This window comes from Microbacterium sp. ABRD28, from assembly GCF_003850245.1.
Classification (GTDB): Bacteria; Actinomycetota; Actinomycetes; order Actinomycetales; family Microbacteriaceae; genus Microbacterium.
On record NZ_CP031015.1, the window covers coordinates 1,570,699 to 1,583,200 of the forward strand.

Consider the following 12,502-nt stretch of genomic DNA (forward strand, 5'->3'; position numbering starts at 1 on the left):
CTCGCCGCCGGGGGCTGTCGTCGCTCGTGCGCCGGTAGCGTGGAGCCATGAATGCTGTGCCGCTTCGTCGTATCGGATCATCCGGTCTGCTCGTCTCCGCCGTCGGGCTCGGCTGCAACAACTTCGGCCGGCCGGGCACCCGCACCGAGACCATAGAGGGCACCCGCGCCGTCCTCGACGCCGCGATCGATGCGGGGGTGACCTTCCTCGACACCGCCGACATGTACGGGGGCGACCCCGGTCAGTCCGAGAGCCTCATGGGCGAGGCTCTCGCGGGGCGCCGCGACCAGGTCGTGCTCGCAACGAAATTCGGTCATTCCGGCCGCGACATGGGATACGGGCTGGCGGGCGCCAAGGCCTCTCGCGCCTACATCCGTCGTGCGGTCGACGCCTCCCTGACCCGGCTGCAGACCGACTGGATCGACCTCTACCAGCTGCACACTCCCGACCCCGGAACGCCGATGGAAGAGACCCTCGACGCGCTGAACGACCTGGTGAGGGAGGGGAAGGTGCGCTACATCGGGCATTCCAACCTCAGCGGGTGGCAGATCGCCGAGGCGCACTTCGTCGCCGAGCACCGCGGAACCGTCCCCTTCGTGTCGTCGCAGGACCACTACAGCCTGCTCGCGCGGGGTGTCGAGCGGGAGCGCCTCCCCGCCGCCGAGCACTTCGGTCTGGGCTTCCTGCCCTACTTCCCCCTCCACAACGGCCTTCTCACGGGGAAGTTCTCCCGTACCGAGGCGCCCTCCGACACCCGCATCATGCGTCAGCGTCCGCACCTGTGGGAGAACGCACCGTGGGACGCGCTCGAGGCCTACGCCTCGTTCTGCCGCGATCAGGGGATCACCATGCTCGAGGCGACCTTCGGATGGCTGCTGGCACGGTCGTCGATCTCCTCCGTCATCGCCGGTGCGACGAGCCCCGAACAGGTGCGCGCCAACGCCGCCGCCGCGACGGCGTGGACACCCACCGTCGCCGATGTCGCCGAGATCGACGCGATCTTCCCCCTGCCGGACGACCCGGCAGCCTGAGCCCGGCACCGGGTTCGCTGAGAGCGCACCGGAGAAGGTGGTTGACCTGACGCAACGGCTGTAGCGTTCACGAAGGTGCGGGCGCCCCGCTGGGCCCGCGTCGTGGAAGGGACACCCGTGCTCGGCAAGCTCCTCGCCCGTTACCTCCGGCCCGGCTGGCCGCTGATCGTCGCCGTGGTGGTGTTCCAGCTGGCGCAGTCGATCGCGTCGCTGCTCCTGCCCACGCTCAACGCCGACATCATCGACAACGGCGTCATCACCGGCGACATCCCCTACATCTGGTCCACGGGCCTCGTCATGCTCGGGATCAGCCTGGTGCAGATCGTCTGCGCGATCATCGCCGTGTACTTCGGATCCCGCCTGGCGATGGGAGTGGGGCGGCAGCTGCGCGCCGACCTCTTCCACCGCGTCGTCGCCTTCTCGCAGCGCGAGGTCGGTCACTTCGGAGCCGCATCGCTCATCACCCGCAACACCAATGACGTCCAGCAGGTGCAGATGCTGGTTCAGGTGTCGGCGACCCTCATGGTGTCGGCGCCGATCCTCGCCGTCGGCGGCGTCGTCCTCGCCATCAGCCAGGACGTGGGTCTGTCATGGCTGATGGCGGTGTCGATCCCGGCCCTTCTCATCATCGTCGGGTTGATCGTGTGGCGCATGGTGCCCGCCTTCACCGTCATGCAGAAGCGGATCGACCGGGTGAACCAGATCCTGCGCGAGCAGCTCAGCGGAATCCGCGTCATCCGCGCTTTCGTCCGCGAGCCCCAAGAACGCGCGCGATTCTCGGTCGCGAGCGCGGAGGTGATGGCCACCGGCCTTCGCGCGGGCAACCTCATGGCCCTGATGTTCCCGGCGGTGATGCTGGTGCTGAACGTCTCGAGCGTCGCCGTGATCTGGTTCGGCGCGTTCCAGGTGCAGCAGAACGACGTGCAGATCGGCACGCTCTTCGCCTTCCTGACGTACATCATGCAGATCCTCATGGGCGTCATGATGGCGACCTTCATGTTCGTGATGATCCCCCGGGCCGCGGTCTGCGCCGATCGCATCGGCGAGGTGCTTGACACCGACCCCTCGGTGGCGCCCCCTGCCGTGCCGGCCATCCCGCCGGCGGCCCGAGGTGCCGTGCGCTTCGACGGGGTGGCCTTCGCCTACCCCGGCGCCGCCGATCCCGTGCTCAGCGACATCTCGTTCGAGGTGGCGCCCGGGACCACGACCGCCGTCATCGGGTCGACCGGGTCGGGCAAGACCACCCTGATCGGCCTGGTGCCGCGGCTCTTCGACGCCACAGCGGGATCGGTGCGGGTGGACGGGACGGATGTCCGCGACGTCGACCCCGATGAGCTGTGGCGCCGGGTGGGACTGATCCCGCAGCGCGCGTTCCTGTTCTCGGGAACGGTGGCCTCGAACCTGCGCTACGGCGATCCGGACGCCGGGGACGCCGAGCTGTGGCGCGCGCTCGAACTCGCCCAGGCGGCCGACTTCGTCCGCGCCATGCCGGAGCAACTCGACGCACCGATCGCCCAGGGCGGCACCAACGTCTCGGGTGGGCAGCGTCAGCGACTCGCGATCGCGCGGGCGCTGGTGAAGAAACCCGAGATCTATCTCTTCGATGACGCCTTCTCGGCCCTGGACCTCGCCACCGATGCCGCGCTCCGACAGGCGCTGGACACGCATCTTCCGCACGCGACGCGGATCGTCGTGGCCCAACGGGTCTCGACCGTCCAGAGCGCCGATCAGATCGTCGTCCTCGACCACGGCCGCGTCGTCGGCATCGGCACCCACGATGAGCTGGTGGAATCCAGCCAGACGTACCGCGAGATCGTCGAGTCGCAGCTCTCGGTGGAGGCGGCATGAGCGGGCCGGGGCACGGGCGCATGCAGACCGCGCCGGTGGTGAAGGCGAAGAGCTTCGGTCCGAGCGCGCGACGTCTGCTGGGCACCCTGAGTTCGGACAGACCTCGGCTGGTGGTCGTGCTCGTCCTCGGCGTCCTGAGCGTGGGGCTGTCGGTGCTGGGACCGAAACTGCTCGGTGACGCCACGAACATCGTGTTCGCCGGGTTCCTCTCCCTCCAGGCGCCGGCGGGCGCGACCAAGCAGCAGGTCGTCGATGAGCTCGTCGCCTCCGGGCAGCAGCAGCAGGCCGACCTCGTCCGCGCCGTCGACTTCACCCCCGGCGCCGGCATCGCGTTCGACGCGCTCGGCGCGGTCATCCTCGCCGTGCTCGCCGTCTACGTGTTCTCCAGCATCTTCGGCTGGCTCCAGGCGCGGCTGCTCAACGGCATCGTGCAGCGGGCGATGAACCGGCTGCGCATGCAGGTGGAGGATAAGATCCACCGCCTGCCGCTGTCGTACTTCGACCGGGTGCAGCGGGGCGAGCTGCTCAGCCGGGTCACCAACGACGTCGACAACATCGGTCAGTCGATGCAGCAGACGCTGTCGCAGGTGATCATCTCGCTCCTCACCGTGATCGGGGTGATCGTGATGATGTTCCTCATCTCCCCGCTCCTCGCGGTGATCGCCCTCGTCACCGTGCCGCTCACTCTCGTCATCACCGCCGTCGTCGCAGGCCGCTCGCAGAAGCTCTTCGTCGCGCAGTGGAAGGCGACGGGCGTTCTCAACGCACGGGTCGAGGAGACCTTCTCCGGCCATGCGATCGTGAAGGTGTTCGGCCACCAGCGCGAAGTGGAGGCCGACTTCCTGGCCGAGAACGAAGCGGTCTATCGCGCGAGCTTCGGCGCGCAGTTCCTCTCGGGGATCATCCAGCCCGCGATGATGTTCGTCGGCAACCTCGTGTACGTCGCCATCGCCGTCGTGGGCGGTATCCAGGTGGCATCCGGTCTTCTGTCCATCGGCAGCGTGCAGGCCTTCATCCAGTACTCGCGGCAGTTCACCCAGCCCCTCGCGCAACTCGGCTCGATGGCCAATCTGCTGCAGTCCGGTGTCGCCAGCGCCGAGCGCGTGTTCGAGCTGCTCGACGAGGCCGAGCAGACGCCCGACCCCCAGCCGGCCGAGACCGCGCCGGCATCGGCCAAGCGCCTGGCATTTGAAGACGTGTCGTTCCGGTACAGCGCCGACACCCCGCTCATCGACGATCTGGACCTCACCGTGGAACCGGGCAGCACGATCGCGATCGTCGGTCCGACGGGGGCGGGCAAGACCACGCTGGTGAACCTGATCATGCGCTTCTACGACGTCGACTCGGGTCGGATCACCCTCGACGGGGTCGACATCCGCCGGATGACCCGCGACGACCTCCGGTCCCGCACGGGCATGGTGCTCCAGGACACCTGGCTCTTCGCCGGCAGCATCCGCGAGAACATCGCCTACGGGCGGCCGGACGCCGACGAGGGCGCCATCCTCGCCGCGGCGCGCGCCGCATACGTCGACCGGTTCGTCCACGCCCTGCCGGACGGCTACGACACCGTCCTCGACGATGAGGCGGGGAACCTCAGCGTGGGCGAGCGCCAGCTCGTCACCATCGCCCGCGCGTTCCTCGCCGACCCGCGGATCCTCATCCTCGACGAAGCGACCTCGTCGGTCGACACCCGCACCGAGCTCCTGATCCAGAGGGCGATGTCGCAGTTGCGGCAGGATCGCACCGCGTTCGTCATCGCCCACCGGCTTTCGACGATCCGCGATGCGGACCTGATCCTGGTGATGGAGGACGGCCGGATCGTGGAGCGCGGGACGCACGACGAGTTGCTCGCGGCCGGCGGCGCCTATCGTCGTCTGTCGGATGCGCAGTTCCGCGCGGCCGTGACCGATGAGGACGAACCGGATGCTGCGGACGCGGCGGGGGAGTCCGCGGGGTCGTCGCGGGTGTCTACTAGGATGTGAGGACGCCACCGCCGGCGGTCGTACCGATCCGGTGGCGAATGCGAGTCGACGTGAGGAGAGGAGAGCAGGTGCCTGACATCTCCTCCGGAGACCGCGTGATCGAGCTCCCGGATGCCACGTTGGCGCTCCGCTGGGCTGCCACGACGCACACCGGCCGCCGACGCGAGGTGAATCAGGATGCCGTGCTCGCCTCGTTCCCGCTGTTCGCCGTTGCCGACGGCATGGGAGGGCACATCGGCGGCGAGATCGCCAGCGCCAGCACCGTCGATCGGCTCCGCGCCGTCGTGGAGACGGGCCCGGTGAGCGCGAAGACGATCGAGAAGGCGCTCGGCCGCGCGGTGAAGGACATCGCTTCCCACCCGGAGACGACCGACGACGGCACGGGTACGACCCTGACGGGCGTCTACCTGGATCCGACGACCGAGCCGGCGACATGGGTCACGCTGAACATCGGAGATTCGCGGGTCTACGTGCTTCGCGACGACGACGTCGTGCAGGTCACGACCGATCACTCGGTCGTGCAGGAACTCGTCGCCTCGGGGCGTCTCAGCCCCGAAGAGGCCGAGAATCACCCCTACGGCAACGTCATCACCCGCGCGGTCGGACCGAGCGAGAGCGTGACACCCGACTACGTGCGTCTCGACATCGTCGACGGTGACCGCTTCGTGGTGTGCTCCGACGGGCTCACCAAAGAGCTGACCGATTTCGGCATCCGTCACTTCCTCGCGCAGCACGATGATCCCGCCGGAGCGGTGAGTGCGATGCTCGATGCGGCGCTCGAGAACGGCGGTCGCGACAACATCACGATCATCGTCGTGAACGTGTCCCTCCGCGAGAAGACCGCCGGTGCCGCGGCTGGCGTCGATTCCTCCACAGCCTCGGCCTGAGAGCGAGTTCTCCACCGATCGATCGTGACGAAGATCCTCACGGTCGCCCGGCCTCCAGGGTGGGTGGGTGTCGTCGTTCACTCCGCTTCCCCCGGCCTTTCCCCCGACGTCGCCACCGCGGGCGCGGTCGTCCGGCCGCGTCGGGGTGGCCCAGGCCGATCCTGCGCTCGCATCGCCCGTGCCCGACGACCCGGCACCGGACGAACTGCTCCGCCTCGAGGACGGGTGGGAGCGTCCGCCCCGGCCTCCGCTGCCGATCGTCGCCTCGACGGTCCCGATCCTCGGCGCCGGTGCGCTGTGGCTGGTCACCGGGTCGATCCTCGCGCTGTGGCTCGCCGCCCTCGGGCCCCTCATCGCCATCGCGTCGATCGCCGACGCCGCCCGCACCGCACGACGGGACCGTCGCGAGGCCGAGCGCGTGGGCGCGAGGACGCGCGCCGATGTGATGCGTGCGGTGGCGTCGCGCCACCGGGCGGAGCGCGAACGGTGGTGGGGTGTGCACCCCGACGTCGCGCGGCTCGTGGAATCCGACGTCGAGGTCTGGCGGACCCATCACGATCGCGGCGACACCGTCGTCGTCGGCCGTGGGCGCATCCCCAGCGCCGTGCGGGTCACCGGCGGGCGTGGCGACCCGCGTGCCGGTGAACTGCGCCGTCGCGCCGCAGTCCTCGAGGATGCGCCGATCGCGGTGCCGCTCGAGGCCGGAATCGCCGTCATCGGGCCGCCGGTCGTCGGTGCGGCGGTGGCTCGCGCACTCGTCCTACAGGCCTGCCTGGCGCATCCGCCCGGGGCGTTCTCGCTGCTCCCGTCGGACTCCGACGATGAGGTCTGGTTCGCCCGGCTGCCGCATCGCCGAGTCGCCGCCGGGCGCACGCTCGCACTCCAGGTGGGGGGAGCGGATGCCACGGACGCCGCCGACATCCGGATCGTCCGCGTCGGTCCCGGAGAACCACCGCCGCCCGGTTGCGCGGTCGTGCTGCGGGTCGACGGTCCCGACCGTGCGCTGGCCGACATCGGTGGGGAGACGTACGAGATCCGACCCGAAGCGGTCGGGCGGGCGCAGGCGGCATCGATCGCCGATGATCTCGCCCTCCGCGCCGCGCGATCGCTCGGAGACCTGGGCGGGGACGACCGCCCTGTCCTCCTGGCCGACCTCTGGGCAGATGACGGCCGACCGCCCGTCGCAGGCGCCGGACTCGCGGTGACGATCGGACGCGATCGCGCTCCGGTGTCGGTGGACCTCGTGGAGGACGGTCCTCATGCCGTCGTCACCGGGATGACAGGGTCGGGCAAGAGCGAACTCCTCGTCACCTGGGTGCTGGCCCTGTGCGCCCGCTACTCCACCCGCGAGGTCACCTTCCTCCTCGCCGACTTCAAGGGCGGCACGGCGTTCCAGCGCCTCGCGGGCCTTCCGCACGTCACCGGCGTCATCACCGATCTCGATCCCGGAGGAGCGCGCCGGGCGATCGAGAGCCTCCGGGCCGAGATCCGCTGGCGGGAATCAGAGCTCGCGCGCACGGGGGCCCGTGACATCCGTGATGACGGAGCCGGGCTGCCGCGGCTCGTCGTGGTCGTCGACGAATTCGCGGCCCTCCTGGCTGATCATCCCGAACTCCAGGCGCTGTTCTCCGACCTCGCAGCGCGAGGAAGGGCGCTCGGCATGCACCTCATCCTCGGCACGCAGCGCACGACGGGGGTCATCCGGGAGGGACTGTGGGCGAACCTGCCGCTGCGGCTGAGCCTGCGGGTCGCCGACGCCGCCGACAGTCGGGCGGTGCTCGGGACCGATGCCGCGGCAGGTCCGGTGTCAGCGGGAACCGAGCGCGGCACCGCCTGGTTGCGAAGGAGCATCGATGCCGCGCCACGACGGTTCCGGGTGGCCCTCGCCCGAGCCGAGGACGTCGCCGCCGTCCGTCACTCCGCCCAGGGGCCGACGCCGCGACGCTCCTGGCTGCCCGCTCTGCCGGCGCGCGTCGACCTCGCCGACCTACCGGTGCCGGCCGACGGGGGCGGGTCGGCGGCGCCCCTGGTCCTGGGGCTTCTCGATGAGCCCGACGAGCAGCGGCAGCGGCCGGCGCTGCTCGAGCGCGGCGCGCCTGGCGTGGTCTTCCTGGGGCGAAGCGGCAGCGGCCGGACGACCGCGTTGCAGACGCTCAGCGCTCAGCGTCCTGATTCGGCGACCTGGGTGCCGGCCGATCCGGAGGCGGCGTGGGATCTCGTCGCGGATCTCGTCCGGGCGCCGCGTCCGGCGCCGGCCTCGCCGAGGCTCATCCTGATCGACGACGTCGATGCGCTGGTGGGGCGCTACCCGATGGACTATGCCGGGGAGTTCCTTCAGCGGCTCGAGGATCTTCTCCGTGGCGCCGGCGGCGAGGGCGCCGTCGTCGCGCTCACCGCGCAGCGGCTGACCGGTGGCGTGGCGCGACTGGTCGATCTGGCCCCTCGGCGCGTCCTCCTCGCCACCGCTTCGCGTGCCGATCACGTCGCACTCGGCGGTGATCCGGCGGGGTACGAGGCCCGTGCCGTGCCGGGTCGAGGAACGATGGACGGCATCGCCCTTCAGGTGGCGACCGCCTGGGATGCAGCGGTTCCGGGTCCGGCCGGTCCGCCCGAGACCTGGCACCCCCGAGCGCTCACGGGGTTCGTGACGCGGCGCTCGCCGCAGGCGCGGGCGGCGCTGCGCGCCTGGGAGGGAGCAGGGGCCGCGCTCATCGATCTCGAGGCCTTCGACGCCGGAGTGGAGCGCGGCAGCCGAACCGGCCGCGTCGTGGTCGTCGGCGAACCCGACGAGTGGCAACGGCACTGGCGGACACTCGCGCTCATCCGGTCGGACCACGACCTGGTCATCGACGCGTCCTGCGGACCCGAGTATCGGATGCTGACGGCCGACCGCGACCTGCCGCCCTACTGCCTGACCGGGCGCGGTCGGGCCTGGGTGCGCCATGCAGCAGGCGAGCCCCGTCGCATCCTTCTTCCCGACACTCCCGCGCATGCTTGACCGCTGTCGCCCGCTGGCCATAACGTCAGCGCATGGCAACCTCCCCTGTGACCCTGGGCCGACCCGAAGGCAAGGGACTCGCAGCGGGGACGCTGGGGCTGTGGGGCTCGACCGTCATCGGTCTGGCGTCGACGGCACCGGTGTACTCGCTGGTCGCGACCCTCGGGTTCGTGGTGCTCGCCGTCGGTGCGCAGGCGCCGATCGCGTTCATCATCGCCTTCGTGCCGATGCTGTTCATCGCCTTCGCGTATCGCGAGCTCAACAACGCCGTGCCCGACTGCGGCACGACGTTCACCTGGAGCACGAAGGCCTTCGGACCCTGGGTCGGCTGGCTCGGCGGGTGGGGTGTGGCCGTCGCCGGGACGATCGTGCTCGCGAACCTCGCGCAGATCGCCGGCATCTACTTCTGGTCCCTTTTCGGAGACGGCTCGCTGGCCGGCAACGTGCCGCTGGTCACCGCCACCGGTGTCTTCTTCATCGCGGCGATGACGTGGGTGAGCTGGCGGGGCGTGGAGATCGGCGAACGGATCCAGAACGTCCTCCTCGCCATCCAGTACCTCCTCCTGGCGGTCTTCATCGTCGCCGCGCTCTGGCAGTTCTTCACCGGCACGGCCCCCAACCCCACGCCGTTGGATCTGTCGTGGTTCAACCCGCTCGGGTTCACCGACTGGAGTGCGTTCACCGAGGCGATCCTCCTGGCGATCTTCATCTACTGGGGGTGGGACACCTGTCTCGCGCTGAACGAGGAGACGAAGGACCCCAAGCGCATCCCGGGCCGGGCCGCCCTCCTGACCACGCTCATCCTCGTCTTCACCTACGTCGGCGTGACCGTGGCGGCGATGATGTACGCCGGTCTCGGATCAACGGGTGTGGGCCTGGGCAATGAGGCCAACGCCGACGACATCTTCCTGGCGCTGAAGGACGACCTGCTCGGCCCGCTGGCCCCGCTCCTGCTGATCGCGGTCCTGATCTCGGCGGTGTCGTCGACGCAGACGACGATCCTCCCGACGGCGCGTGGCACCCTGTCGATGGCGGTGTACAAGGCGCTCCCGCAGCGATTCCGCACGGTGCACCCCGTGTACAAGACCCCCTCGTTCTCCACGATCGTCATGGGGATCGTCGCGAGCCTGTACTACATCGGGATGACACTGATCAGCGACAACATCCTGCAGGACTCGATCCTGTCGCTCGGCCTGGCGATCGCGTTCTACTACGCCCTCACGGGGTATGCCTGCGTCTGGTACTTCCGACGTGACCTGTTCACCTCGGCGCGGAACCTGGTGTACCGCGGCATCCTGCCCCTGCTCGGAGCCCTGATGCTGACCTACGCGTTCATCCAGTCCGCGATCGACATGTACGACGTCGACTACGGGTACACCGTGCTGCTCGGCATCGGCGGCACCTTCGTCGTGGGCGTCGGTTCGCTGGCGATCGGCGTGGTGCTGATGTTCATCTGGTACGCCTTCCCCACCTCCAAGCCCTTCTTCCGCGGGGAGCGGCTCAACCGCGACACGCCGGTGCTCGTGCCCGATGAGGGGGCCTACCAGCGATCGGTGGACGGCGGGCTCAGCTGACCCCGGTCCTCAGCCGAGGACATCGGCGACCGGTGTGTGCGTCAGACCGTGCGCGGCGGCGACGCCCGCGCTCGTGACGGCACCGCCGACGACATTGAGGCCTGCCGCCAGCGCGGCGTCCTGCGCGAGCGCCGACCGCCATCCTCGGCCGGCGATCTGGCGGATGTAGGGCAGGGTCGCGTTCGTCAGCGCGGAGGTCGAGGTGTTCGGCACGGCGCCGGGCATGTTCGCCACGCAGTAGAAGACGGTGTCGTGCACGGCGAACGTGGGATCGGCGTGGGTGGTCGGACTCGTGTCGGCGAAGCAGCCGCCCTGATCCACGGCGATGTCGACCAGGACGCTGCCCGGTCGCATCCGGGACACCATCTCGTTGCTGACGAGCTTGGGCGCCTTCGCCCCCGGGATCAGCACCGAACCGATGACGAGGTCGGAGTCCACCACGGCGCGATCGAGGTCGAGAGGATTCGACGACGCCGTCTTGACCCGTCCCTGGAAATGGTCGTCGAGGGCGCGCAGACGTTGGATGTTGGTGTCGAACACCGTGACATCCGCCCCGAGGCCGACGGCGATGACGGCGGCGTTCGCTCCGGCGACCCCGCCCCCGATCACGGTGACCCGCGCGGGGCGGGTGCCGGGCACACCCGACATGAGCAGGCCCCGTCCTCCCTCGGAGCGCAGCATCGTATGCGCGCCGACCATGGGGGCCAAGCGCCCCGCGACCTCGCTCATCGGGGCGAGGAGCGGCAGCCCGCCCCCGGGCAGCTGCACGGTCTCGTAGGCGATCGCGGTGACCCCTTCGGCGATGAGGCGCTCGGTCAGCGTGCGGTCTGCGGCGAGGTGCAGGTAGGTGAAGAGGACGAGGTCATCGCGGAAATACCGGTACTCCTCGGCGATCGGCTCCTTCACCTTCAGCAGGAGCTCCGCTCGCCCCCACACCTCGGCGGCGTCGTCGACCAGGACCGCCCCGGCGTCGTCGTATTCGCCGTCGGGCATCGACGATCCCGCGCCGGCACCTCGCTGCACGACGACCTCGTGTCCGGCGACGACGAGGTCGTGCACTCCGGACGGGGTCAGCGCGACCCGGTATTCGTTGTTCTTCACCTCGGTGGGAACTGAGATCCTCATCTTCGCGGTCCTCTCCGCTCCTGGTGGAAGCGTCACATGACGGGGCGGATCACCCCGACGTCTCGACCGCCGCCGGTGACCGACAGCGGAAGCTCGGCGAGGGTCGCGGCGACGTCGCCCGCCGGCAGCGCACCGTGGCGCTCGAGGAGGCGCAGGGCGACCGCGGTCGCCGCGCGCGACGACCCGTCGAGCATCTTCAGGGCCACGGTCGTGCCGCCCGGGGCGGTCATCACGAGCACACCCTCGGCGCCGGTCTTGGCGAAGACGCCCAGGCGCTCGATCGCGACGGTGTCGGGGCGACCGGGTCCTTCGATGGTCCAGGGGTGCTCGCGAACCGTGCGGACGAGTGTTCCGGCCTGGCGGTGCAGGGCGAACGGCGACCGCTCGGACGACACCCCGATGCGGTGGACAGCGCGGGCGAGGCCGAGCAGCGTGACGGCGTAGACGGGCGCCCCGCAGCCGTCGACGGCGGTCGCCGCGACGCGCTCGCCGATGAGGCGTTCGATCACCTCGCGGATGCGGGTCTGCAGCGGGTGCTCGGGCTCGAGGTAGGTCGCGGTGTCCCACCCGTTGACGGCTGCGGTCAGGAGCATCGCGGCGTGCTTGCCCGAGCAGTTCATCCGCTCGCGGGTGGGCTCGCCGCCGGCGCGGACGAGCGCGTCGCGGGTGGGCTGGTCGGACGGCCAGGCCGGAGGGCAGCCGAGCGTGCGTTCGTCGAGGCCGGCACGATCCAGGATGCCGCGGACGACCGCCACGTGCCGGTCGGTGCCGGTGTGGCTCGCGGTGGAAAGACCCAGCTCCTCGCCGGCGAGGTCGGCTCCCGCTGTGAGGAGGGCCAGCGCCTGAAGAGGCTTGAGGCTGGAGCGCGGGAGGATCAGCGCCTCGACGGCGCCGAGACGCTCCGAGACCACGCCGTCGGCGTCGAGCACCACGGCGACTCCGCTGTGACGGGACTCCACGAACCCACTGCGTTCGACGACGGCGAGCTCGACGGCCTCTGCGGCGGCGATGGTCTGCGGCACGCCCGTCAGCCTACCCTCGACCCCGGAGGCTCCCG

8 protein-coding genes are annotated in these 12,502 nt (G+C 70.2%); 6 read left to right on the forward strand and 2 right to left on the reverse strand.

What is annotated here, in order from left to right:
- Nucleotides 1-47 precede the first annotated feature (47 nt).
- The 6 genes from DT073_RS07625 (at nucleotide 48) to DT073_RS07650 (ending at nucleotide 10,320) form a co-directional block, all read left to right on the forward strand.
- The gene (locus DT073_RS07625; protein WP_124292845.1) at nucleotides 48-1,031 is read left to right on the forward strand and encodes an aldo/keto reductase; all 984 of its coding nucleotides are present in this window, start codon (nucleotides 48-50) and stop codon (nucleotides 1,029-1,031) included.
- 117 nt (nucleotides 1,032-1,148) lie between these two features.
- Entirely contained in the window at nucleotides 1,149-2,879 is a 1,731-nt protein-coding gene (locus DT073_RS07630) for an ABC transporter ATP-binding protein (RefSeq protein WP_124294412.1), read from the forward strand.
- The gene (locus tag DT073_RS07635; protein ID WP_124292846.1) at nucleotides 2,876-4,861 is read left to right on the forward strand and encodes an ABC transporter ATP-binding protein; all 1,986 of its coding nucleotides are present in this window, start codon (nucleotides 2,876-2,878) and stop codon (nucleotides 4,859-4,861) included. The genes DT073_RS07630 and DT073_RS07635 overlap by 4 nt, the downstream gene beginning before the upstream one ends.
- A gap of 68 nt (nucleotides 4,862-4,929) precedes the next feature.
- On the forward strand, nucleotides 4,930-5,748 hold the full coding sequence (locus DT073_RS07640) for a PP2C family protein-serine/threonine phosphatase (RefSeq protein ID WP_124292847.1): 819 nt from the start codon (nucleotides 4,930-4,932) through the stop codon (nucleotides 5,746-5,748).
- A 67-nt stretch (nucleotides 5,749-5,815) separates the two neighbouring features.
- The gene (locus DT073_RS07645; RefSeq protein WP_124292848.1) at nucleotides 5,816-8,746 is read left to right on the forward strand and encodes an FtsK/SpoIIIE domain-containing protein; all 2,931 of its coding nucleotides are present in this window, start codon (nucleotides 5,816-5,818) and stop codon (nucleotides 8,744-8,746) included.
- Between the two features lie 32 nt (nucleotides 8,747-8,778).
- On the forward strand, nucleotides 8,779-10,320 hold the full coding sequence (locus DT073_RS07650) for an APC family permease (protein WP_124292849.1): 1,542 nt from the start codon (nucleotides 8,779-8,781) through the stop codon (nucleotides 10,318-10,320).
- Between the two features lie 9 nt (nucleotides 10,321-10,329).
- On the opposite strand, the gene ald is transcribed toward DT073_RS07650, so the two are convergent.
- Together ald and DT073_RS07660 are read right to left on the reverse strand one after the other, a co-directional pair.
- Nucleotides 10,330-11,445, reverse strand: a complete 1,116-nt coding sequence (gene ald / locus DT073_RS07655) for an alanine dehydrogenase (RefSeq protein ID WP_124292850.1) — start codon at nucleotides 11,443-11,445, stop codon at nucleotides 10,330-10,332.
- 32 nt (nucleotides 11,446-11,477) lie between these two features.
- Complete coding sequence (locus DT073_RS07660; RefSeq protein ID WP_124292851.1) at nucleotides 11,478-12,467, reverse strand: asparaginase; 990 nt, start codon at nucleotides 12,465-12,467, stop codon at nucleotides 11,478-11,480.
- Between the last annotated feature and the right edge of the window lie 35 nt (nucleotides 12,468-12,502).

Coding starts and splice junctions, on each gene's coding strand:
- DT073_RS07625 (WP_124292845.1), top strand. CDS start 48: ATGAATGCTGTGCCGCTTCGTCGTATCGGATCATCCGGTCTGCTCGTC.
- DT073_RS07635 (WP_124292846.1), top strand. CDS start 2,876: ATGAGCGGGCCGGGGCACGGGCGCATGCAGACCGCGCCGGTGGTGAAG.
- DT073_RS07650 (WP_124292849.1), top strand. CDS start 8,779: ATGGCAACCTCCCCTGTGACCCTGGGCCGACCCGAAGGCAAGGGACTC.
- ald (WP_124292850.1), bottom strand. CDS start 11,445: ATGAGGATCTCAGTTCCCACCGAGGTGAAGAACAACGAATACCGGGTC.